Below are 24,746 nucleotides of genomic sequence, written 5' to 3'. Positions count from 1 at the left end.
TTTTCTATTTTTGATTGATTTTCAGATACTTCAAATTAATTTATTACGGAATAATGAATGAACAAAATAGCAATTGTGGGTTGCGGCTGGTTTGGTTTACCTCTAGCTAAGCAGTTAGTAAGTGATGGTTACCAAGTCGCTGGCACCAAAACAACAGCGCAAGGCTGTGATGAACTAAGTCAGTATGGAATAACTGCTTATCAGCTTAATTTAAGCCAACTCAATGATGAAGTAATTGAACAAGAATCTGAACGGTTATCTTCATTGTTTGAAGCAGATGCCCTTATTGTGAATATCCCTCCCGGACTTAGACGAGGTGAGAGTCAATACCTTAATCATATTGAGCGTTTAAAGAATCTTATTGGTAACCGCCAATATCAGCGAGTTATTTTTATCAGCACCACAGGGGTTTATCCCTCTACCGATAAAGACATGAATGAAGCAGATGCTCAATCATATGATGATAAGAGTAAAATATTACTTGAGGCTGAATCATATTTCGCTGCGATGGAGAACGCTTGCATAATCCGATTTTCAGGTTTAATTGGACCCAAAAGGCATCCAGGGAAATTTTTTGCAGGAAGGCAAGATATTGCTGGTGGCAATGTAGCGGTAAACCTAGTTCATCTAGATGATTGCATCCAAGCGGTGAGTGTTATTTTCGCCGCGACGGCAAAAGGGAAAAAATTAGCAAGTATTTATAATCTTGCCGCTCCTAAGCACCCAACGCGTGCAGAGTTTTATCGCCAAGCGGCGCTTCATCTGAGTTTAGATGAGCCTGAATTTAATCAACAAATTATGCCGAGTAAAACAATTATCGGTGATTTAATTTGCCAACAGCTGGGTTTCAACTATATTCACCCTGATCCTGTCAGTATGCTCGATGCCTGCTAATAGGAATTGAGTTAGCCTTTACATGAGTTGGTGGGTTTTAAGATTGGTATTAATTCATGTTCAGGTATAATAGCCGACATATTTATGAGTAAAGGCCAATATTAAATGAGCAGCGAAGTTGCAGAGTTCCCACTATTAAGTGGTGATGAGTTTGTAGAGTTATATAAAGTATTAAAAGTACAAGGTTTAGTGGATGGCGGCGGCGCAGCCAAGCACGTTATCTCTGAAGGTTTCGTTAAAGTGAATAACGAAGTTGATACTCGCAAGCGTAAAAAATGTGTTGTGGGCGATGTCATTGAATTTAATGGCGAGCTAATTAAAATTGTTGCCAGTGCATAAGGACAAAATAATGCAATTCCCTGATGATGATAATGGTAAAATGTTAGCAGCAATGGCTGATTCTGGTATCGATTTATCGGTAGCATTAGATGTCGATTTCTTTTTAATCTTTGATGACCAGCGTGATGCCGAGTCTGCTTTAGAAGCACTCGCACAAACTGATCTTGATGGTGAGCTTGAATTAAACTTCAGTGAAGAAATCGAAAAGTGGGAACTGATTGTTTGTTTAAACATGGTGCCTACTTATGACGATTTAGTCGCTAAAGAAATTGAGCTTAATACCTTTGCACAAGAATTTGATGGCATGACTGACGGGTGGGGCGTAATGCAACATCAAGATGGTGATGATGAGTTTGCTGATGACTCTGAAGATGGTCATTCACATACCCATTAATCATTTGCAGTTAAGAAATTGTCGACAGTATATGTTATTTGCCTAAATGACTTTCGCTAATTAAATACTGTTAATTCAACTAATTGGTTGAGTTAAGTAATAGCAATATATTGACTGTTAAGCAATTGAAAACAAAAACCACCTTTAAGGTGGTTTTTTTGTGTCTTTCTATTATAGGATGGAGCCATATGCAGAATGATTTATAGATAATAATAATGATTAATGGAGTCGCATTTTAAATGGCAAGACATATTAGCTTTGGTACCCCTGTTAACGATGCCGAACGTTGGGCTTTTTCCCTGTTATCCGACGAACTTCCTGAAGATTATTTACTCCTCACTAATGTAGAAATTCCAACTCATACGGGCCAAGCAATGGAAGTTGATGCGCTGGTCGTAGGGGAGTTTGGTGTCTATGTTGTCGATGTTAAAGGCTATATTGGCCGCTTAAATGCTGGGCTTCACGCTTGGTCTTTAGATGGTCGACATGTAGATAATAGCTTGTCGAAAGCTAACTATGTGGCTCGTGTGCTTGCGGGTAAATTAAAAAATAAAATCCCAGTAGGTGTCTACGCCCCATGGTGTCAAGGCATGGTATTTGTCACGGGTCGTAAAGGCGAAGAAATCCTCGTTGAAAAAGACACTGGCAAACTGAGCATTTATACCCCTGCTAAAATTATTGCTGCACTGACCAAGGAGTGGGGCTTAACTGCGCCGCATATCCACCCTGTTACTGATACGCAAAAAGAAATGGTGCTGGATACCATTGGCCAAGTCGCACTTGTCGAACAGCGCAACAATAAAATCCAAGACTTTATTAAGCTTAAATGTTTGTTCTTACAGCAAGGGTTAGAAGTTTGGCAGTCGGAATATAACCCTGGTGGTTGGACTGCACCTTGGTTACTAAAAATTTTAGTGACTAGTCAGTTTGAAGATGCGATAGAAGCTAATTCCCATGAACAAAAGCTCCGCGATGAATTTAAGCGGATTCAATCATTGTCGGGCTGCAGTTGTGTGCCGTTTTGTGCACCGTTAATTCAAGATGGCGAACAAGTGGTACTGCCGATTAGAATGCCCCGCGGTGTGCCATTAAATATCTTTGATATTGAAAAACAAACCACTTATCAACTACTCGAAATACTGCGCCGCAGCGTGACAGGTCTTCAGCAAATCCATCGTCGTGGATATACCATTGGTGGCTGGGCTGATAACTGTATTTTTATTTCTGAAGACGCTGACGTAGAGTTCATTGATATTAAAGATTCATTGAACACCAGTGAAGACATCAAGGCATACGCTAACGCATTTTTGGACTTAGCTGAAAAAACTCTACAACCACGTATTTATCAATGGTATCGCGCAGCAGCGAAAGGTAGCACAATTGATTTAGATGCCATTCGTTGTGATTTATCAGCACTGATTGATTTAGGAGTCTGCGATACCTTACCGCAGAAAATTGAAGTCGAAAAAGGCGCAGTGGTTGATCATCACTATCGCTTAGATAAATTTATTTCTGCCACTTCACGCAGCCAATTATGGCGAGCGATGCATTTACAAGGCAATTACCCTTGTTGTGTCAGTGTTTATCAAGATGTTGATAACCAATGGCACAGCTTAAGTAACATTTACCGTAGTTTAGCGAAAATATATCATCCCCATGTAGAGCGTGTATTGGCCTTTGGTCAGTTGCCTCAGTCTGATGACCTATTCATAGCAAGAGATTGGGTACAAGGCGTTGGCCTTGATGAAGTCGCTACCATTGAAGTGGGTCAACCTCGTTTATGGTTTGTGCAACTTTTAACAGCACTACAGTACCTTCACAGTTTAGACATTCATCATGGGGCGATTTGCCCTAAGAATATTATTTGCCGTGATGAAAAAGCCACTTTGGTTAACTTTGGTATTGGCTCTGATATTGCAGCGAGTCATTATGCTGCGCAATATGCCGATCCAACATTATGGTCTGTTGAAGGCGAAGCAGAAAAAGACCTTTATGGCCTGGTTGCTAGCTTTATTGATGCGATGGCGCCTGAGTCAATTAAACAAGGCTCGGGATCTGACGCAATACTCAGAGCATTGCTGCAATACGACAAACAGTGGCTAGGCGAAGAGTTTTATGAAGCGTGTCATAAAATTTTAAAGTTTGAATTAAGAATTGTGCCTAACATGAGCTATGCAAAACAGTTAGGGTTAGATGAAATAGAGCTAGAGAACTCGGGGCTGTAACGATTATTTATTGCTAGGCTTAGGCATGAGGATAGGGATTTAGGTCTAGCAAAAAACGATAACTAATAAACAATCAATGAGGGAAGTGATGATTATTAACCGTATAACTTTGACCGACTTTAACGACATTTTGCCTTTATTTACGCAATACATGACGTTTTATGGTGTCAACTCACCTGTTAGTGAGTATGCAGCTTATTTGTCAGAGCGGTTAACAAACCAAGACGCATTTATTTTTGCCGCTTATGACGATAAACAGCAAGTTGTCGGCTTTGTACTTAATTATCAAACTTTCTCGTCTGTTGAATTGGGTAAGGTTCTCGTTCTTAATGATTTATTTGTCAACCCTGATGCAAGAAATCAAGGCGTGGCTAATAAACTCATTCAGTGTTCTATTGAGCTTGCTAGAGGAATCGAGGCTGTGCGGGTAGATTTAGGTACGGCAAAAGTTAATTTCCCCGCGCAATCCGTTTATGAAAAGATTGGCTTTGTAAAAGACACGCGTTTCTTCTCATATAGCTTATCAGTAAAAGATCATCTTCCATTCGCCTAACTTAAGTTTCTAGTTCAAGTTACTCGCTCTAGCTGCTAATTCGAGTTACTCGATTTAGTTACTCGATTTAGTTACTCGATTTAGTTACTCGATTTAGTTGCTAGCTTTAGTAAATGCGCTAATCTCAGTAGCAATCGAAAGGTGCTTGCTATTGGGACTAGTGCAATTAATTAAAAAAACAATAGTGTTAGAATAACCAAAACAATAATGACAACTAGGATAAATATGCAAATGAGTAAGCCATACGGTATTGGTGAGACTGGTCAAAAATGGTCAGATGAAAATAAAAAACAATGGTTGTCGCAACAACAAATTAAACGCAGTTATCAGCAACAAGTGGTCAGCAAAATTGATGCATTAACAGATCGCTTTAGCATTTCCCAGTACGGCGCACTTTCATACGATGAATCTAGATACCCCTTATTACTGGTTAAATCTGCTTGGGATGAAAATAAACCCGTTGTATTAATTACTGGTGGCGTTCATGGCTATGAAACCAGCGGAGTGCAAGGTGCGATTCGTTTCGTTGAAACAAAGGCTGAGCAGTATGCTGAGCACTTTAATATCATCGTAGCGCCTTGTGTCAGTCCTTGGGGTTATGAAACCATTAACCGCTGGAACCCAAATGCTATTGATCCAAACCGTTCATTTTATCCAAATAGTCCTGCTGAAGAGTCTGCTGCATTATTAAAGGTGATGGCTGAACTTAATGTTGACGTGCTGGCGCATATTGATTTGCACGAAACCACCGATACCGATAACTCTGAGTTCAGACCCGCATTAGCCGCAAGAGATGGCATCGTCAATCATAACTGGAATATTCCAGACGGTTTCTACTTAGTGGGCGATACAGAAAACCCGCAGGCAGAATTTCAGCGCGCTATTATCAAAGGCGTTGAGCAAGTGACTCATATTGCCCCAGCTGATGAAGACGGTAAATTAATTGGTGTGGACTTAGCTCAGTTTGGCGTCATTAACTATCCATGTGGAGAACTTGGCTTGTGTGCTGGCTTAACACAAGCGCAATATAAAACCACCACAGAGGTATACCCAGATAGTCCATTATCAGACGATGAAAATTGTATTTTGGCGCAAGTCGCAGCAATTTGTAGTGGCCTTGATTACTTATTGGGTAAGTAATATCGATTTAAGCTTTCGTTGCAATTGATATTCTAAATTGGTTAATTCAATCATTACTGTGTGACTGCAATTTACAGTTGCAGTTATTGAAAACCTAAAGGGGCAGTTTTAATTTATTTTGAACAAACCCTTTAATTCATTGAAAGCTAAACTAAAAACCTACTTAAATAGTAGGTTTTTTTATGCCTTCTATTTAGATCTTGCTCACGTTATCGCCTTTAAGGTGTATGTGCACGAATTGGACTGTTGTGTTGTTAGAGGTGTGTCACAGTTTTTGAAAGGAACTAAACATTCAGTTTTACTGGGGCAAATACCTAAAAGTGTTTATTTGGAACTTAATTACCACAACATGAGTATGGTTTCTGTTCGTATAGATCTCGAATCAATAGCTAAGCGTGCGATAGTTCACAACTTTGCATGATTCAAAAGTAATAAATTAACTAAAAAACAGTGCTTTATCTTAGCAGCTTGTGTGCTTTACATTGTTCTCAATAAAAAATAAGGGAGGGCGCTTTAATGGAAAACACACCGAGTAAGTCATCTACAGCACAGAAGAATAAAAAAGACTTTATTATCTTGTTTAGCAATATTGCGCTATTCGCTTTGCTATACAATTTTTTACCGTTTGAACCGGGAGTTAATACTGGTCTGTCGTTATTGATATTTGCGGCAGTACTTTGGCTAACTGAAGCCATTCATATCAGTATTACTGCGATTTTGATTCCAATTATCGCGGTCTTTTTAAATGTGTTTGATACGCAAACAGCCATGAGCAATTTTGCTAACCCAATTATATATTTATTCTTTGGGGGCTTTGTTTTAGCGGCTGCATTAAATCATCAGGGAATCGACAAACTTATCGCACAGAAAGTGCTGCTACTTTCTAAAGGCAAACTCAGTATTGCGTGCTTGTTACTTTTTATGGTCACGGCCATTTTGTCTATGTGGATCAGTAATACCGCGACAGCAGCGATGATGCTGCCATTAGCGTTAGGTATATTGCATCAACTTGAATTTAAAGATCATAAAACCACTTACTTGTTTGTACTGCTTGGTATTGCTTACTCTGCCAACATTGGTGGTATTGGTACCTTAGTGGGTAGTCCACCGAATGCAATTGCAGCCGCTCAACTCGGATTGACCTTTAGTGATTGGCTAGCCTTTGGCCTGCCTACGGTTGCCTTAATGTTGCCTGCGATGTTGATAGCTTTATACATCTTTTTAAAGCCGGACTTATCAGCACGCTGTGAAATTAAAACCGAGACTGAATCACTCACATTGAGTGGCAAGCTAACCTTAGTGGTGTTCTTAGCTACCGTATGTTGTTGGATATTCAGTAAACCGCTTTCTCAGGCTTTAGGTGGCATTAGTAAGTTCGATACCATTGTGGCGCTAGGGGCTGTTGTTGTTCTTGCTGGTCTTAAGTTAGTTGATTGGAAAAAAATTGAGTCGACAACTGACTGGGGTGTGCTTATCTTATTCGGCGGTGGTTTAACCTTGAGTGCGGTACTTAAAGCGACAGGCACCAGTGTATTCTTAGCGCATTTTGTAACGGATATTTTTGGTAATGCTCACATGGCGCTGTTTGTGATTGCCGTCATTGCATTTGTGGTCTTATTGACTGAATTTGCTAGTAATACAGCAAGTGCAGCACTATTGGTTCCGGTATTTGCAGCCATTGCCGAGCCATTAGGACTCTCGCCAGTCATGATATCTGTGGTTATTGGTATTGCGGCGTCTTGTGCCTTTATGTTGCCTGTCGCTACACCACCTAATGCCATTGTGTTTGGCTCAGGGTATATAAAACAATCTGAGATGATGAGAGCAGGTATCATCATTAACTTTATCAGTATGTTTATTCTTTTCTTAATTACTAATTTTTTCTGGGGATTTTAATTTACGCTTAATTGTTTAAGGACTTAGCCCTAGCATTAAAAAGTAAAAGCATTAGAAAAGTAAAAGTATTAGAAAAGTAAAAAGCAGCTTCGGCTGCTTTTTCACGTTTGTGGTTTAATAAAACGGTAAAATTGTTAATGGTTTCTTGCAATTAGTTTTATAAATTAGCCAATCTTACGTTTGTTAAAGATAGCTTTTGAATTTTACTTTTAAAGCAGGTCTAATGGCCTATAAATAATAATTCAAGAAAATTCCCATGTTCGAACTGACCTTACAAATCGCTATCATTCTATTCTTTGTCGCTATTCTCGCTGGCTTTATTGATGCGATAGCTGGGGGCGGCGGTTTACTCACTATTCCTGCTTTAATGTGGGCGGGCTTACCTCCAGCGGCTGCGCTTGGCACCAATAAACTACAAGCCTGTGGTGGTAGCTTTTTTGCCAGTTTGTATTTCATTCGCAAAGGAATGATTAACCTAAAGCAAGCAAGGCTTTCCATTATTTGTGCATTTGTTGGCGCTGCTGTCGGTACCATCATAGTGCAGATGATTGATGTGACTATTTTACAGCTTGTACTACCTTTCTTAATCTTAGCTATTGGTTGTTATTTCTTATTTTCGAAAAAGATTTCCGAGGATGATAAACAACAAGTGTTAACCCCAACCATGTTTGCTTTTACCGCAGCGCTAGGCGTGGGTTTTTATGATGGTTTTTTTGGACCTGGAACCGGAAGCTTTTTCGCGCTCGCGTTTGTATCACTTGCAGGCTACGGATTAGCTAAAGCCACTGCTCACGCCAAAATCCTTAATTTTGCTACCAATATATCGTCACTGATTTTCTTTTTGATTGGTGGACAAGTCTTTATTGTTTTAGGTTTGATTATGCTGGTAGGCCAAGCCATCGGCGCGACTCTAGGTTCGCGTTTAGTGATGTCAAAAGGCGTGAAGATAATTAAGCCTCTTGTTGTGACCATGTCATTTTTGATGAGCTTTAAATTACTATGGGCTCAATACGGTTAATGGTTCGATATACACGGATTGTTAGATCAAGTATTCAAATTACGATTTTAAAAAGGTTTTCATGCGCATTATTCACACTTCGGATTGGCATTTAGGTCAGAACTTTTACGGAAAAAGCCGCGCCCAAGAGCATCAATTGTTCATGCAGTGGTTATTAGAGCAAATACAGCTTCATGATGTGGATGCGCTGATTATTGCTGGTGATATTTTTGATACAGGCACGCCGCCAAGTTATGCTCGCTGCCTTTATAATCAGTTCATTGTCGACATCCAAACGACAGGTTGTAAGCTTATTGTATTAGGTGGTAATCACGACTCGGTTGCGACGCTCGGTGAGTCTAAGCAGCTACTGGAATGCCTTAATGCCACCGTTATTCCTGGTGCGTTAGATGATGTAAGTGAACACATAGTGGTTGTTAATGATAAGCAGCAAAACCCCTGTGCCATCGTTTGTGCCTTGCCATATTTACGTCCCCGTGATCTAGTGCTTAGTCAATCGGGTGAGTCGAGCACTGATAAACAGCGAAAGCTTGGTAATGAAATTGCCTCCTTATATGAGCAATGTTTCAGTGAGGCTCAGCGCATTAATAAGCAGCAACCTCAAGCATTACCTATTATTGCCACAGGTCATTTGACTACAGTGGGCGCGAGTACCAGTGAATCAGTCAGAGATATTTATATTGGTAGTCTTGATGCGTTTAATGCAACGCTTTTTCCTGATGCAGATTACATCGCATTAGGGCACATTCATCGACCACAAAAAATCGCAAAGACTGAACATATTCGCTATAGCGGCTCGCCAATTCCACTCAGTTTTGATGAGTTGTCAGGTGAGAAGAGTGTATTTTTAGCCGAATTTAATCAGGCGAGCCTTGCAGACGTTAAAGCCATCGAAGTGCCACGTTTTCAAGCGATGGCAAGCTTAAAAGGCAGTTTAGCGGATATTGAACAAGCCTTAACTGAATTTGAGTGCAAGCTTAGTGATGCTGAATCAATGACTCCTCAAAAAACAACTTGGTTAAGTATTGAGGTGGCTCAGCAGGACTTTTTAAGCGATTTACAGACTCGTATTGCGGATATTACTGAACCTTTAGCCGTGGAGGTTTTGCAGCTTAAACGTGCTCGCAGTCAGCGTCAGCAGCAAATAGAGCAATTAGATAACGAAACCTTATCAGAGTTGTCTGTGGATGATGTTTTCGCGCGAAGACTAGCCCAAGAGGACTTTTCAGAACCTGAGCAACAAGCGCGCTTATCCAGAGTGAAGTCTCAATTTAAGCAGGTGGTTGCCCAAGTCGAAGAGCGAAGCACTAACCTAGATTCTGACGCTAACTTAGATACAAATACTAGCCGAGATACAAACGCTAACCTAGATACTGGCGCTAGCAAGGTGAGTAAGGCTGACCTTGGGGAGGATAAAGCATGAAAATCCTCAGCTTACGATTTAAAAATATAAACTCGCTGAAAAATGAATGGAAGATTGATTTTACTCAGTCACCTTTTAAAGAAAATGGCTTGTTTGCCATCACTGGGCCGACAGGCTCGGGTAAAACCACCATTTTAGATGCAATTTGTCTGGCGCTTTATCACAGAACACCTCGTTTAAAAGTGATCTCTAAAACCACTAATGAATTGATGACTCGCGGCACCAGTGATTGTTTGGCTGAGGTTGAGTTTGAAGTGAAAGGCAAAGGCTACCGCGCTTTTTGGAGCCAACGTCGTTCACGAGGCCAAATTGACGGTAATTTGCAAGATGCGCAAGTTGAACTTGCAGAACTTGATTCAGGAAAAATTCTTGCTAGCCAAGTCAAACAGAAAACTGAATTAACAGAATCGGTTACGGGTTTAGATTTTGCCAGATTCACCAAGTCTATGATGCTATCACAAGGGCAGTTTGCCGCCTTTTTGAATGCTGATGCTAATGATAGGGCGGAACTATTAGAAGAGTTAACTGGCACCGAAATTTATGGCCTGATTTCAGAACAAGTTCACGTTAACTTTAGTGAAGCAAAGCAGAGTCTTAAACTGCTAGAGGCTAAAACTGATAGCGTTGAATTGTTAACTGAAACCGAAATTTCTGATAAACGCGCAGATGCACAAAAACTAGAGCAGCAATCTATTCAGTTACAAACCCAAGTGAAGCAGTATCAACAGCAGCTGACTTGGGCGCAGAGTTACTATAAAACGCAGTTGCAGCTTGATAAAAGCCAACAAGATTTAGCCGCAGCAGAAGCGGAAAAGTCAGCGCAAGCGCCATTACTTGCAAAATTCACCGCGAGTGAGCCTGCACAAATCATCGCACCTCTGTTTAGTAGCTTAAATAAGCTTAACGAGCTTCACGCTCAAGCTGAAAACAAGCAGCAGGCACTGACTCATGATCGCTTGCAGCATCAAACAAGTTTTGATCAAGCTGTGGTTCAGCACGATGTTAAACAGCTAGCTTGTGATCAACAAAAGCAGCAGCATCAGCAATTAATCAGCTTAATCGAGCTGCAAGTTCAGCCATTAGACAACAAAATTGAGCAACTGAAATTTGAGGTTACTCAGCAACAAAAGGCCAAGCAACAACAGCTCACGCAAATACAAAGTTTGGAGAGTGAGCAAACTCAAACTCACGCTGAATTAAATACCATACAGCAAGCTCAGAGCAATAATGTCCAGCTGATTGAGCGTTTCCCTCAAGGGCAGTTGATTCAAAGTCATATTGCGGTGTGGAAGCAGCAGGCGACAAGCTATGTTGGTCTAGTCGAAAAAGATAACGAGTTGATAGCTTCAATTGAGGCGCATAATCAACAGGGCTTACAGCATCAGCAGCAACTTGAACGGCATCAACATCATTTGGCGCAGCTTCAAGCTGATGCCAAAACTAAATCAGCGGCATGCCAAGCCAGTGATCAACAGTTAACACAATTGCTTGGGACAAGTTCAGAGTCTGCATTACAGGCTGAATACCAGAACCTCATTGACCAGCAAGTCTCTCGCAGCAGGTTGCAGCAATTATCGCAGTTACACTCTGAGGTGCAGCAAGAATTAACTAAAGGCTTGAATGACTCAACTCAGCTTACCGAACAGGTTGCAAAAATAGAGCTGCAGCTTAATCAAGTGCGCAGTGAATGGAGCGAGAAAAATCAACAGGTAAAAGATTTACAAAACCTGCTTAAACAAGAGCAGCAAATTGTTAATCTCACTGCCGAGCGCGCTAAATTAATTCAAGGTGAGCCGTGCGCTTTATGTGGCGCTACTGAACATCCTTTAGTTGATCAGTATCAAGCGATAGATGTCAGTGATACTGAAGTGCGTTTTCAAACTCAGTCAGATGCATTAAATATTATTAAAACCAAAGGCGAGCAGCTTAATTTTGATATTAAGCAGTGTCATAACCAGCTTGAGTTGTTAGCTGCACAGCAAACAAAGCAGCAGCAACAATGTGAGCAATATTTAGCAGAGTATCAGCAAATTATTGAACGCCTAGCTTTAAACCACCTTGCGCCAGTTAATCATGTGATTGATAGTCAATTACTTAACCAATTTGTTGAGCAATCAGAGCAGCAGCAACTGCAATTACATCAACAGCTTAGTCAAGTTCGTGAGCATAATGGTGTACATCAACAATTAGTTGAACAATTCCAACTGGCTCAATCTCAAGCGGAGCAGCAACAGCATCAGCTAAATTTACTGACCCAGCAAACCCAAACTCAACAGCAAAAATTGCAACAAGTTCAACAACAGCAACAAGACGTTCAGCAGCAACTTGCACAGCTATTAGCTGATAGCCAAACTAGCGTGCAAAATGCAGGGTTAACTATGCCTGAAATGAACCAGTTTGGATCTTGGCTAGCAGAGTTAGAGGGGCAGATAACTCAATGGCTACAAGCTATTGAGGAGCAAGGGCAATTAGCTCAGCAGCATAAGTTATCCGAGCAAAAAGCGGCGAACCTGTTAACTCAACATCAAGATATTAGTGCTCAACTGGGCGTGACTGATACTCAATTAGCGCAAGTTACCGCAGAGCTCGGTATTATTTCTAAGCAACGCTTTGATTTATTTGCCGATAAGCAATGTACTGATGAGAAACACAAAAGCCAACAGTTATTGCTACAAGCCGAGCAAGCGTTAACTCAAGTTAGTGATACGCGGGCAAGTATGCAGCAGCAACTTGATAAGGCTGTTGCTCAGCTTCAAGCGAATCAGCAACAAGTTGAGCGCTTAACTCAGGAATTAAATGACGCGAAAAGCGCGTTTGATAAGGCGTTATCCCAAAGCCCGTTTGCAAGCCAAGCTGAATTTGAGCAAGCGGTAATGCCAAGCGAGCAACGTAAATCACTACAACAACTTAAACAGCAGTTAGAGCAAGAAATCGTTAAAGCCAATACCTTAGTAGAGCAAGCAAACAGTCAATTTTTAGAATTAACTGCTCAGGGCAGTCAACTGGATTACCAGCTTGAACATGTTGATAAAACCATAGAACAAGTGGGGGAGCTTCTTCAACAAGTTGAAACGAGTCTTGCAGAAGTGAAGCAACAGTTATGGCAGGTGACGCATCAGTTACAAGAAGATGAGAGCAAACGAGCTAATCAGCAGCAATTAATTCAGCAACTGACTCAAGCAAAACAAGACTATGATGATGTGGCCTATTTACATTCTCTTATTGGATCGCAAAGAGGTGATAAATTCCGTAAATTTGCTCAAGGGCTAACGTTGGATCATCTGGTCACGTTGGCGAACCGTCAACTGGACAGGTTGCAAGGTCGTTATTTGTTAGAGCGTAAGCAATCAGAGGCGCTTGAACTTCAAGTCTTGGATACTTGGCAAGGTGATGCGGTGCGTGACACGCGGACTTTATCTGGAGGTGAAAGCTTTTTAGTCAGCTTAGCATTGGCTTTAGCGCTATCAGATTTGGTCAGTCATAAAACCAGTATTGATTCGCTGTTTTTAGATGAAGGTTTTGGCACTTTGGATAGCCAAACGTTAGACACAGCGTTAGATGCACTAGATAACCTTAATGCTTCAGGCAAAATGATTGGGGTTATTAGTCATATTGAAGCGATGAAAGAGCGTATTAGTGTGCAAATCAAAGTGGATAAGATGAATGGACTCGGAGTGAGTCGCTTACAAGCTGAATATAAGTTCGAGGCGCCAGCAAGCTAAGTTTTTATATGTAGTAGCTCAGACTTGATCTGACAGTTACCCATTTCTTGAGTCTGTAAATAATTTTTGAGTGCGGTTTATGGCTTTGGCTAAAACCGTACTTAATTCGCTAACTCTAAAGCGGCAGTTAATTTGTTCTTTGTTTCACCAATCAGTGGTTGCGCTAACTTCTGATAACACACTTTATCAAAGCATGTTACTTTCATTTATCGACTGCAGAAATACTGTTCGCTCGGGCTTTGTCTACTTCAAATTTATGCAGTTCAAACGATAGTTTATATTTTTATTAGGCTATTTATTTGGTATAACAGGTCGCTAATATATCTTCTAGTGCTTAAGTACGCATTCTGTAGGTTGACAACTTGTCGACTCGGCTTAGCTAAAAGGTATTACTTTTTTACGTATAAATGGCGGACCCGAGATTGCTTTCAGCTAACAGAGGTGAGTTACAAGCACGATTGAGTAAAGTGCCTAGCTTACCTGCATTACATCGAAAACTATTACTTGCCAGCGTATTCGTTGTTGCAGCTGCTTTGTTATGGCCAACACCGCAAGAGTTTTCTTCTCAGCGCATTCCAGTTGCTTTGGATATAGAATCCTTAATCACACAAACGCCATCAACTTTTGAAATTGTTGAACCAATCAAACCTAATTTTGAGCGTGTGATTCAAAATGGTGACACCTTAGGTCACTTATTCGAACTAGCCGGCATTGGCCAACAGACCATGTATAAGGTGCTTGAGGCTGATTTAAACGTGCTGGCATTAGATACATTGTCTTTAGGCAACCGAATTCAATTCTTTCAGGACGAGCAACAAAACCTGACCAAACTTGAGTTGTATTTTAATCCAGCTTATCAAGTGATATTCACTCGCTTTGATGATGGCACTTATGGTGTTGAAGAGATAAATATCGAAGGCATCTGGCAAAATCGTATTATTAGTGGCGAGATTAATGGCTCGTTCTATTTATCTGCTCAGCGAGCAGGACTCAGCGCCGCAAACATTCAAACCATTGAAACCTTACTGTCTAGCAAGCTCGATTTTTCGCGAGATTTACGCGCAGGAGATACTTTTAATGTATTGATGAACGATCAATACATTGAAGGGGTTTCAACTGGGAATACACAGTTACAAGCGGTAAGAATTAATACGCGAAGAAATAACGTCAATGCCTTTCAAAACGTTGATGGCAATTTTTATGATGAGCGTGGTCAAGGTTTAGCCAGCGCTTTCCAGCGTATTCCGCTAGAGCGTCAATTCCGACTATCTTCTCACTTTAACCCGCATCGTAAGCATCCTGTTACTGGGCGTGTATCACCGCATAATGGAACCGATTTCGCAACGCCAATTGGTACTCGAGTGGTTGCACCTGGAGATGGTGTGGTATCAATGATTACTAATCACCGCTTTGCGGGTAAGTATATTGTGATTGAGCACGATAATAATATTAGAACCCGTTACTTACACTTGTCTAAATTCTTAGTACGTAAAGGACAGCGAGTTAAGCGTGGCCAAGTGATTGGCTTAACAGGTAATACTGGCAGAGTGACAGGGCCGCACTTGCACTATGAATTCCATGTTAATGGTCGCCCAGCGAACCCTATGAAAGTGAGTATTGTGGAAGCGTCTGTATTACCTAAGAAGCAAATGGCAGAATTCAAACAATTAGTCAGTAGCAAACAAATGATGATGGATTTAGGTTAATCAACTAGCTTAATTATTCTTATCAATTAAAAAAAACGCTTTTAATCATTGATTAAAGGCGGTTTTTTTATTCTCTCCAGTTTGTCTCAAACTTGTTAGATTTTCCTGTATTACAGTGCTCACAAAGTATTTGTAGGTTGTTTATGTCTAATGCGAGCTCAGGGTACTTTGAGCGTGGCTTTATATGGTCAACGTGCATGATGACATTGTTTTCAGGTGAGCGACCGCAACAAGCACATTTATTCCCGTAACGAACAAATGCTTCAGCTTTTAAATTAATCCATTTTTTGCTGTTATAAAACGAAACCGTTTTGGGCTCATCAAATGGCATTAATTCCCAATCATGAAATTCGGTAGGGGGAATGTCCGGCCCCATTAGGCCAACAGAGTAACCTTGCTGCTCATGTTGCTTTAACCAGTTACGAATGGATTTTAGGGCAGATTTCTCTGATTTATAACGTTTAGTTTTACGTCCTTCAGATCTATAAGTAGCGACATACATAATAACGTCTCAATAATAATGACTTAATCAGGTTAATACGGCGTCTTACCTAATTCAATACATGTTAGTAGTAAGCGTAAATCTAATTCGAGCTGGTGATAATCAGCAGTCATATAGGTGCACAATTGATAAAAGGCTTTGTTATGGTCTTTTTCTCTAAGGTGAGCGAGCTCGTGTATCACCACCATTCTTAATAATGGCTCTGGCACATATTTAAGTCTTGATGAAATACGTATTTCGTTTTTGGCTTTAACTTTGCTGCCTTGAACGCGATTAGCATAAGTATGTAGCCCCAGAGCTTGATGACTTAGGCTTATCTTTTCATCAAAAATGACTTTTGATAATGGATCTGATTGCTTCAAATACTGCTGCTTAAACTCCATTGCATAGTCATATAGGGCTTTATCAGTGCGGATCTCATGGACCCGTGGATATCGGCTTAACAATAAGCGTTCTAAGCTGTCATTGGCGATATGGCGCTTAACTTGTTCTATGGTATTGGTTGAGTAACCAGCAATATATTTAAGGTGGGCTTGTTGTTGCTGTTTTGCTTTAACATCTTTACTGGTGACAAGGCTTGCCAGTGTATCTCTTGCGGCGATAACTTTAGCTGAGCTTGCCTTGATAGGCATTTTAGGCGGTGCTTTAGGAGGTGCAGCTCGAGGTGTTTTAGAAGGCTTATTTGAGCTCATGGGGTTAGCTCGCTAGATGAGATGTTGTGGATGAATAACAAAAAGCCTATCTGATAAACGTTAATCATTAAAACAGATAGGCTAATTGGATAAAGTCAGAATATTAGACTTTGCCGTACATGCGACGGTTTTGTTGCGCATATGCTGCTTCAAAAGCAGATAATTGCACGCGTTTTAAACCTAAAGTTTCTAAGTCAGCTTGAGGCGGATTACGCTTAAGCTCTTCTTTGATAATCACTGGGCTGATGATGCTAACAGGTAATTCAGTAATTTGAATTGCCGCTTCTGCTTTAAAGCTCGTTGCAGAACCTGCGAACTTACCTTTTTGCTCGCGTTCAATGATGACGATTTCGTCAACTTTGTAGTCTTCCATTAATTTGTGGAAAGCAAAGTGAAACTCACGGATTGATTCTGTTTCAGCCGATTTAGAAATGCTGAATGAGATTTGACGACACTCAGGTACATTGAATGTTTCAACTTCGTAAGTTAATAAGCTAATGATGGCTTCGCCACCTTTTAATTCCACGCCACAAATTTTCATGTTTCACCTTACTTTGGTACTAGTTTGATTTTGCCTAACGCAGCGAAAGCAGCATTAGGCTTAAATTGGGTTTAATCTTCGCTAAGCTCTTGTTCATCATCTTGAACAATTGAGCTATCGTTTTCGATAATTTTTACAGGCTTCGCCTTACGTCGCATCGGTGCATCACCAATATCAACACCGGTAATAAAGCGTTTGTCACGCTTAGGTGCGGTTTTAGGTTTATTGGCAGTGCTGCGTTTTTTGCTCGCTGCTTTAGTATCGCTGGTTTTAGCATTTTTGTTGTTTGCTTTAGGCTTTTCTTTTAAGCCTTTGAATTTGCCTTGTAGACCTTCTATGGTCGAAAAGTCGAAATTCTTGCGTAAAAATACTTGGATTTTCTTAAAGCTGTCCCAGTCTTTAGGGCCCACTAAAGAAATCGCATCACCTTTCGCACCAGCACGACCTGTACGGCCAATACGGTGAACGTATTCTTCAGCAAATTTTGGCATATCAAAGTTAATCACTAATGACACGTTTAATAAATCTAAGCCACGGGAAGCTACATCCGTTGTGACCAGAATCTTTTGTTGGCCTCGGCTGAACTTATCCATAATTTGGTTACGAGCTGATTGATTTAAATCACCACTTAATGCGGCAGTTTCTAAACCTTGTTCAGCAAGCAATTTTGCTAATCTGTCTGTATCAGAACGAGTCGCAGTGAAGATAATCACTTGCTTATGTTGTTCGTTCTTCAATATATGCTGCAAGAGTGCTTGTTTGTGATCTAAGTGATCGACTAAATATACACGCTGTGTAATATCTTTATGTTCGTTATGCGAGGCCCCAATAGCAACATGGCTCGGCGTTTTTAATAAGGTCGCGGCAATATCATTGATATGGTCATGATCAAGCGTGGCTGAAAACATTAATGTTTGTCGACGTTTGTGATCCGCAGCTTCATTAATAGCTTTAAGTTGCGGTGCAAAACCTAAATCAAGCATGCGATCGGCTTCATCAAGAATGAGCAACTCTAAACCGTTTAGGTAAAGGTGGCGTTGTTCTAGATGGTCGGCAATACGGCCTGGTGTAGCAACAATAAAGTGAGGGTCACGAGATAGCGACTTAGCTTGATCGTTAAAGTTCTCACCGCCTAAAATGCTTACCGCTTTATATTGGGTGTTGGCGACTAATAAGCGTAACTGGCCGTACACTTGCTGAGCAAGCTCACGAGTCGGTAATAAAATAAGTACCCGTGGATCTTTTTTAGATAAGGCTTTTGTTGATATTACACGCTGCAGCGCAGGTAATAAAAATGCCAGGGTTTTACCTGAACCGGTTTTTGATGATGCCATTAAATCTTTACCCGCGAGGGCAATCGGCAGGGCTTGCTGCTGAATTTCAGTTGGCTCAGAAATGCCCATATGCTTTAGACTTTCAAGTAAGCGTTTGTCTAAAGAAAAATCGGTAAATAACAAAGGTAAATCCCCTAAAAAATGATAGCCAGATATTATAACGTGTAAGCCTGAGATAGCCAACAGCTTAAGGCTCAGTTATGCTGCGTTTTTACTATTTAACCTGAGCTCGGGATAACAACTTGCTTTCTAGAGGTTATTTTTACTGATAACGGCGTTAAATTTGTTTGCAATAGGCCAGCTATTGACGCACAAATTTGCCTTGTTCTAAGCAAAAATATCTCTCTAGAATAAGATTGAAGGGAAATGTGTTATAATTCAAAAGTTTAACTAACTTCTTATCCCGAGTTCAGGTTATTTAAATTTCCATTAATTTCAGTTTAAGGATGTCGATAAACATGTCGGATGTTGCCAACGACTCAAGCAAGACGAAAGAATTACGCATTGGTGTTGTGCTCGGCAGTGGTGCAGCTAAAGGTTGGGCTCACATTGGCGTTTTGAAAGAGCTCGCCGAGATGGGCGTATATCCAGATAAAGTGGCGGGATGTTCTGTCGGCGCATTAGTTGGCGCGGCGTATGCCAATGATCATCTTGATGAGTTAGAAACTTGGGTGCGTGGTTTTTCAAGTTGGGATGTTTTAGGCTTGATGGATCTCAGTTGGCGAAGAGGTGGGTTAATTAGCGGCGAAAAAGTCTTCGATGTATTAGCTAGCCGCATTGGCGAACTTAATATTGAGCAGCTTAAAAAACCGTTTGCAGCCGTTGCGACAGATTTATATTCTGGCCAGGAAATTTGGTTTAAAGAAGGGGATTTACGTCATGCAGTAAGGGCGTCATGTTCAATGCCTGGATTTTTGCCGCCAGTACAATTGGCAGATCGTTGGTTGGTGGATGGTGCAGTAGTTAATCCCGTACCGGTATCCATGTGCCGTGCTATGAATGTGGATGTCGTTATCGCGGTTGATTTGAATGGTCATCGCCGAAATAGCATGCATTTGTTGCCGCAACAAATGAAAAGTCGCGCCCCGACCGAACTTGAAAAGCAGCAACAAGAAGCTACTCAGCCGGAATCGCCCTTTATGGATATTTTGGGTAAAGGCAAAGAATATATTACTGGGCTCACTGAAAAGTTTTCGATGTCAACCAAGTCACACCCGGGAATGATAGCGGTGATGTCTCAGTCTATGGACATTTTAGAGCAGCGCCATAAGCGGGCTAGATTGATGGGCGATCCACCGGATGTTTGCTTGGTTCCGCACCTGGCAGATATTGGCACAATGGAATTTCATCGCGCGGCTGAAGCTATCGAAGCTGGCCGTCAATCAGTGCGCCAAACTGCGCATTTAATCAACTCAGCTTTGGGGCGTTAGCGGTTTTAAATACCGTGGTCAAGCTCTGAATTTCGAAATAGTGCAGAGCTTGGCAGTAATATTTTTCATTTCACTTACCCTTGTAAAACTATGATCTAGATCATGGATTTATAGACTTCATTATTGCCTAATACACCATATCTAGTGTTTGTTGGTTTCTTGCTGTGGATATATAGTGTTTATATCCTGTGCATAAATGGAGTAAAAATAATGCCTGTAGTAATTAAAAGGGACGGTTGTCGGACTTTATTTGATGAGTCTAGAATTAAGGATGCGATTGTTGCTGCGATGGCAACGGCTACAGGTATGGCGGATGTAGATTACGCTGCTACGGTTGCATCTGTGATCAGAGAGCAGGTCTCAAACAAAGAAGAAGTGCAAATTCATCACCTTCAAGATCTGGTTGAAAACTTATTAATGGAAGGGCCTCATAAAGAGGTGGCTCGTCATTATATTGAGTACCGTCATGACCGTGATATTTGTCGTGAAGCTAAAAGTAAACTTAATTGCGAAATTCGTGGTTTGGTTGAGCAAAGCGACAGCTCAATTCTTAACGAAAACGCCAATAAAGACGCGAAAGTTATTCCAACTCAACGTGACTTATTAGCAGGCATTGTGGCTAAGCATTACGCTAAATCACATCTATTACCTAAAGATATCGTTGCGGCACATGAGTCAGGTCAATTGCATTATCATGACCTTGATTACGCACCTTTCTTCCCAATGTTTAACTGCATGCTGATTGATTTAGCTGGCATGATGACCCATGGCTTTAAAATGGGTAATGCTGAGATTGATACACCTAAATCAATTTCAACAGCAACGGCAGTGACAGCGCAAATTATTGCTCAAGTGGCGAGTCACATCTACGGTGGTACAACTATTAACCGTATCGATGAAGTGCTAGCTGAATTTGTGCAAAAGAGTTACCAAAAGCAGCTTGTTATTGGTAAAGAGTGGGGTGTCAGCGATGTTGAAGCATTTGCTATGGCGCAAACTGAGAAAGAATGTCATGACGCATTTCAGTCTTTAGAATATGAAGTGAACACACTACATACTGCCAATGGTCAGACTCCGTTTGTGACGTTTGGTTTTGGCCTTGGTACGAGTTGGGAGTCACGCTTAATTCAAAAGTCGATTCTAACAGTACGTATGGCTGGCCTTGGTAAAAACCGTAAAACAGCGGTATTCCCGAAATTGGTATTTGCTATTCGTGATGGTGTTAACCATAAAGCGACAGATAGTAATTACGATGTGAAGAAGCTGGCATTGGAATGCGCAACAATGCGCATGTACCCAGATATTCTTAACTATGAACAAGTTGAGCGCGTAACTGGTTCGTTCAAAACGCCAATGGGTTGTCGCTCTTTCTTAGGCACTTACGAAGAGAATGGCGAACTTATTCATGAAGGACGTAATAACTTAGGCGTTGTGAGCCTTAACCTTCCAAGAATTGCGATTGAAGCTAAGGGCGATGAAAAAGCTTTCTTTGCCTTACTTGATGAAAGAATGACATTGGCTCGTAAAGCTTTAGATACGCGTATTGCTCGTTTAGTTGGCGTTAAAGCACGTGTTGCGCCAATCCTTTATATGGAAGGTGCTTGTGGTGTTCGTTTAAACGCTGATGATGATATTTCTGAAATCTTCAAAAATGGCCGAGCGTCAATTTCATTAGGCTACATTGGTTTACATGAAACGATCAATGCTCTGTATGGTACTGAAGAACACGTGTTTGATAGCGAGTTATTACGTACTAAAGCGATTGAAATTATTAACGTGATGAAGCGTGCTACTGAGTCTTGGAAGGCTGAAACGGGTTACGGCTTTAGTTTATACAGCACCCCAAGTGAAAACTTGTGCAGTCGTTTTTGTCAGCTAGATGCTAAACAGTTCGGTGTAGTTGAAGGCGTTACTGATAAAGGTTATTACACTAACAGCTTCCATTTAGACGTTGAAAAGAAAGTGAACCCGTACGACAAGATTGACTTTGAATTACCATACCCAGAAATCACCAACGGTGGCTTCATTTGTTATGGCGAGTTCCCTAACATGCAGCACAATATTGAAGCATTAGAGAACGTATGGGATTACAGCTATAGCCGTGTGCCTTATTACGGTACGAACACGCCAATTGATGAATGTTACGATTGTGGCTTTGTGGGTGAATTTAACTGTACGAGTAAAGGTTTTGTCTGCCCTAAATGTGGCAACCATGAGCCGAGCCGTGTATCAGTAACACGCCGAGTATGTGGTTATTTAGGTAGCCCTGATGCAAGACCGTTCAACCACGGTAAACAAGAAGAAGTAAAGCGTCGCGTTAAGCATATTTAATCTATTTCGCTAAACTTGCTCAATCAAATAAGGCGCTCATTAGCGCCTTATTTTTTAAGTTTTACTGTCGTTTAAAATGACTCTTTAAGGTAAATGTGATGAATTTCCACCAATATTATCCTGTTGATGTGATTAATGGCCCTGGTACTCGCTGTACCTTATTTGTTTCTGGCTGTGAGCATCAATGTCGTGGTTGTTATAACCAGTCGACTTGGGATCCTCGCTCGGGTCATGAAGTAGACAAACAGATGGAAGATCAAATCATTGCTGACTTAAACGATAGTCGAATCAAACGCAGAGGCTTGTCTTTGTCTGGTGGCGATCCATTATTTCCTGCAAACCTAACAGCAATACTATCCTTGGTTCAGCGGGTTAAGGCTGAGTGCCCTGATAAAGATATATGGCTTTGGAGTGGTTATAAACTGGATGAAATGTCACTTAAGCAGCAACAAATATTGTCATATGTAGACGTATTAGTGGATGGTAAATTTGAGCAGGACTTGGCTGACCCAAGCCTTAAATGGCGCGGCAGTAGTAATCAAGTTATTCACGATATCCGTGATTTACTCGTTGTAAATTGAGAAGTGCCCAAAGTGACCAGCTAACTCACGACTGCAGCGTTAACAACCCGTGATATTGTCGCCAATAATGACATCATTATCAGTTCTATCAAAAACATAGTATGCAAAGCATTGATCGCTTACGCTGTATCCGGGGTAATAAACAACCACTGAGTTCCCCGGAATGTAGGGAACGCCAATACTTGTTGGCCCGCTTGAACCTTCAAATAACATAAAGCAAAAATCTTCACCGGTGACACATTGTTGATCGGGCAAGTTAACCCCTTCATCTTGCAAACTCGCCTCTAATATATAATTCAATGCATCTTGACTATAAACCCAAGGATGACCGTAAATGGTTTGAATAAACTCGCCTGAATCAAGGAAAAAACCGCCTTGTAGGTCAGTAGAATTTGAACTGCTATTACGATCGTTTTTCTCAATCCCTAGAATCGCTGCTTTTGCAAACACCAAATCATCAAATGCTTTAAAAGAACCAGATACCCCTTGAATGCCTGACGTGTGCGCTTCTTCTGATATTGAAAGGAATTTAGGGGCAGCGACCACAGCCAAAATACCGAGGATCACAATGACAACGACCAGTTCAATCAACGTAAAGCCTGAGTTAGAGGAATGATTGGAATATGTGCTGTTATTCATTAACAAGGAGTCCAAGGTTTTTGAATTAAGAAAGATAGCGGGCTAGAGCGAATGTTTACTTGTTGAATGCTATTGAAATGAAACTAAAGATGACAAAAACAATATGGTAATCATAGTGCAATTTATAGTCATTGGGCAATGGATCAGTATCTGTTCCGATAAATTGGTAAATTTATGCGCTGTAACGAGTTTTCAAGTTAGCTAATTCAACCCCTTTAGGTATATAATTTGCGTTCGAAAAAGTGTTGTTCGATATCAAAACAACTCATTGCTATCGATAACATGAAAGAATTAAGGTAATAAAATGAATTTAAAAGAAGAACTGCAAGCATTAAATGATAAAGCAGAGAAGTTTCGTCGTAAGCTTGCTGCAGCTGAAGCTCGTGAAGATAAAGCCATTATCATGCAGTTTAAGAAAGAAATTGCCACTGTCACTAAGCGTATTGCAAGTTTGAAAAACCAGCAATCGCGCCAATTGAATAAGCAAGGCCAAGAAGTTAAAGGTCTAAAATTCAATCGCGCACTGACTAAAGCTGAACAAGCTGATATGGGCAAGCTGAAAAAATCAGTAAAAGGACTTGTAGTTGTTCATCCAATGACAGCTATGGGCCGTGAAATGAATATCACTGTTGTCACCGGTTTTGCACCAGCAAAATTCTAGTCCAATATTCGAAATAGTCATGACATAAATGTCAGTTCAAGGATGAAAAGTCTCAAGGATTGAGCGTTGTCTTAAAGGTTTATCCATGTCGATTAAATATATCGCCACTTCTAAGTTACCAACGCCTTGGGGCGTATTTGCTATGCATGGTTTCGAAGATACAGAAACTGGCAAAGAGCATGTGGCGTTAACTTATGGTGAGCTAAACGCCACCGAACCTATGTTAGGTCGTATTCATTCAGAATGTCTAACGGGTGATGCTTTATTTAGTTTACGTTGCGATTGCGGTTTCCAACTGCAAACCGCGATGCAAAACATTGCTGAAAATGGTCAAGGTTTTATTCTCTATTTACGTCAAGAAGGACGTGGTATTGGTTTACTGAATAAAATCCGCGCCTATGAGTTACAGGATCAAGGCGCTAATACCGTAGAAGCCAATGAGCGTTTAGGCTTTGAAGCTGATATGCGTAAGTACGATATGATTGAGCCTATGCTTAAACAAATTGGTGTCACTAACGTTAAGCTTATGACAAACAACCCACGTAAAGTCAAAGCAATGCAATCAGTCGGGATTAAAGTTGCTGAAAGAGTGCCTTTGCAGGTGGGGAAAAACCGCTACAATGAAGATTATTTAAAAACAAAGTCAACTGAGCTAGGTCATTTGATGACTGAGCATCATTTTGTTGATGACGATAAATAATAATTAATTAAGTCAACATCTCTGT

General features: G+C 40.8%; 21 protein-coding genes. 16 read left to right on the top strand and 5 right to left on the bottom strand.

Features of this window, described 5'->3' with window-relative positions; all coding sequences use genetic code 11:
- Nucleotides 1-57 precede the first annotated feature (57 nt).
- From L2735_RS06055 to L2735_RS06005, 11 genes are all read left to right on the top strand, one after another.
- Nucleotides 58-894 (top strand): NAD(P)-binding domain-containing protein, encoded by an 837-nt coding sequence (locus L2735_RS06055; protein ID WP_248983848.1) that lies wholly within the window; start codon nt 58-60, stop codon nt 892-894.
- 105 nt (nt 895-999) lie between these two features.
- Complete coding sequence (locus L2735_RS06050) at nt 1,000-1,233, top strand: RNA-binding S4 domain-containing protein (RefSeq protein ID WP_153915639.1); 234 nt, start codon at nt 1,000-1,002, stop codon at nt 1,231-1,233.
- 10 nt (nt 1,234-1,243) lie between these two features.
- Complete coding sequence (locus L2735_RS06045; RefSeq protein ID WP_153915638.1) at nt 1,244-1,627, top strand: ribonuclease E inhibitor RraB; 384 nt, start codon at nt 1,244-1,246, stop codon at nt 1,625-1,627.
- A 239-nt stretch (nt 1,628-1,866) separates the two neighbouring features.
- Nucleotides 1,867-3,852 carry an NERD domain-containing protein kinase family protein gene (locus tag L2735_RS06040; protein ID WP_248983847.1) on the top strand — a complete coding sequence of 662 codons (1,986 nt, stop codon included), beginning with the start codon at nt 1,867-1,869 and terminating at the stop codon, nt 3,850-3,852.
- 88 nt (nt 3,853-3,940) lie between these two features.
- Nucleotides 3,941-4,405: a GNAT family N-acetyltransferase gene (locus tag L2735_RS06035; protein ID WP_248983846.1), complete on the top strand. Its 465-nt coding sequence runs from the start codon at nt 3,941-3,943 to the stop codon at nt 4,403-4,405.
- Between the two features lie 225 nt (nt 4,406-4,630).
- A complete protein-coding gene (locus L2735_RS06030; protein ID WP_248983845.1) occupies nt 4,631-5,545 on the top strand; it encodes a M14 family metallopeptidase in 915 nt (304 codons plus the stop codon).
- Nucleotides 5,546-6,061: 516 nt separating this feature from the next.
- On the top strand, nt 6,062-7,441 hold the full coding sequence (locus L2735_RS06025) for an SLC13 family permease (protein WP_248983844.1): 1,380 nt from the start codon (nt 6,062-6,064) through the stop codon (nt 7,439-7,441).
- A gap of 256 nt (nt 7,442-7,697) precedes the next feature.
- Nucleotides 7,698-8,459 (top strand): TSUP family transporter, encoded by a 762-nt coding sequence (locus tag L2735_RS06020; protein WP_248983843.1) that lies wholly within the window; start codon nt 7,698-7,700, stop codon nt 8,457-8,459.
- Nucleotides 8,460-8,520: 61 nt separating this feature from the next.
- The gene (gene sbcD / locus L2735_RS06015) at nt 8,521-9,882 is read left to right on the top strand and encodes an exonuclease subunit SbcD (RefSeq protein WP_248983842.1); all 1,362 of its coding nucleotides are present in this window, start codon (nt 8,521-8,523) and stop codon (nt 9,880-9,882) included.
- Nucleotides 9,879-13,604 (top strand): AAA family ATPase, encoded by a 3,726-nt coding sequence (locus tag L2735_RS06010; RefSeq protein WP_248983841.1) that lies wholly within the window; start codon nt 9,879-9,881, stop codon nt 13,602-13,604. The genes sbcD and L2735_RS06010 overlap by 4 nt, the downstream gene beginning before the upstream one ends.
- A gap of 407 nt (nt 13,605-14,011) precedes the next feature.
- Nucleotides 14,012-15,310 (top strand): peptidoglycan DD-metalloendopeptidase family protein, encoded by a 1,299-nt coding sequence (locus L2735_RS06005; RefSeq protein WP_428848294.1) that lies wholly within the window; start codon nt 14,012-14,014, stop codon nt 15,308-15,310.
- Between the two features lie 67 nt (nt 15,311-15,377).
- Here the strand turns inward: L2735_RS06005 and L2735_RS06000 are convergent, their stop codons facing one another.
- The 4 genes from L2735_RS06000 to L2735_RS05985 all read right to left on the bottom strand — a co-directional run bounded on the left by L2735_RS06000 (nt 15,378) and on the right by L2735_RS05985 (nt 18,502).
- A complete protein-coding gene (locus L2735_RS06000; protein WP_248983839.1) occupies nt 15,378-15,812 on the bottom strand; it encodes an HNH endonuclease in 435 nt (144 codons plus the stop codon).
- A 32-nt stretch (nt 15,813-15,844) separates the two neighbouring features.
- The gene (locus L2735_RS05995) at nt 15,845-16,444 is read right to left on the bottom strand and encodes a M48 metallopeptidase family protein (protein WP_248983914.1); all 600 of its coding nucleotides are present in this window, start codon (nt 16,442-16,444) and stop codon (nt 15,845-15,847) included.
- 163 nt (nt 16,445-16,607) lie between these two features.
- Nucleotides 16,608-17,045, bottom strand: a complete 438-nt coding sequence (locus L2735_RS05990; protein WP_248983838.1) for a DUF3010 family protein — start codon at nt 17,043-17,045, stop codon at nt 16,608-16,610.
- A gap of 71 nt (nt 17,046-17,116) precedes the next feature.
- Nucleotides 17,117-18,502 (bottom strand): DEAD/DEAH box helicase, encoded by a 1,386-nt coding sequence (locus L2735_RS05985; RefSeq protein ID WP_248983837.1) that lies wholly within the window; start codon nt 18,500-18,502, stop codon nt 17,117-17,119.
- Nucleotides 18,503-18,837: 335 nt separating this feature from the next.
- Between L2735_RS05985 and rssA the strand changes: the two genes are divergently transcribed.
- The 3 genes from rssA to nrdG all read left to right on the top strand — a co-directional run bounded on the left by rssA (nt 18,838) and on the right by nrdG (nt 22,721).
- Nucleotides 18,838-19,809, top strand: coding sequence for a patatin-like phospholipase RssA (rssA, locus tag L2735_RS05980; protein ID WP_248983836.1), 972 nt, complete (start codon nt 18,838-18,840; stop codon nt 19,807-19,809).
- Nucleotides 19,810-20,019: 210 nt separating this feature from the next.
- Nucleotides 20,020-22,140 (top strand): anaerobic ribonucleoside-triphosphate reductase, encoded by a 2,121-nt coding sequence (gene nrdD, locus L2735_RS05975; RefSeq protein ID WP_248983835.1) that lies wholly within the window; start codon nt 20,020-20,022, stop codon nt 22,138-22,140.
- 98 nt (nt 22,141-22,238) lie between these two features.
- Nucleotides 22,239-22,721, top strand: a complete 483-nt coding sequence (nrdG, locus tag L2735_RS05970; protein WP_248983834.1) for an anaerobic ribonucleoside-triphosphate reductase-activating protein — start codon at nt 22,239-22,241, stop codon at nt 22,719-22,721.
- 39 nt (nt 22,722-22,760) lie between these two features.
- On the opposite strand, the gene L2735_RS19980 is transcribed toward nrdG, so the two are convergent.
- Nucleotides 22,761-23,360, bottom strand: coding sequence for a type II secretion system protein (locus L2735_RS19980; protein WP_283104558.1), 600 nt, complete (start codon nt 23,358-23,360; stop codon nt 22,761-22,763).
- Nucleotides 23,361-23,664: 304 nt separating this feature from the next.
- Between L2735_RS19980 and L2735_RS05960 the strand changes: the two genes are divergently transcribed.
- Both L2735_RS05960 and ribA read left to right on the top strand, forming a co-directional pair.
- Nucleotides 23,665-24,021, top strand: coding sequence for a YibL family ribosome-associated protein (locus tag L2735_RS05960; protein ID WP_248983833.1), 357 nt, complete (start codon nt 23,665-23,667; stop codon nt 24,019-24,021).
- An 85-nt stretch (nt 24,022-24,106) separates the two neighbouring features.
- The gene (gene ribA, locus L2735_RS05955; RefSeq protein WP_248983832.1) at nt 24,107-24,721 is read left to right on the top strand and encodes a GTP cyclohydrolase II; all 615 of its coding nucleotides are present in this window, start codon (nt 24,107-24,109) and stop codon (nt 24,719-24,721) included.
- Nucleotides 24,722-24,746 lie beyond the last annotated feature (25 nt).

The sequence above is a fragment of the Shewanella olleyana genome (assembly GCF_023283825.1).
In the GTDB taxonomy this organism is placed as follows: Bacteria; Pseudomonadota; Gammaproteobacteria; order Enterobacterales; family Shewanellaceae; genus Shewanella; species Shewanella olleyana.
The sequence above is the reverse complement of the archived record's forward strand: the minus strand, read 5'-3'. Positions and strand labels throughout refer to the sequence as shown.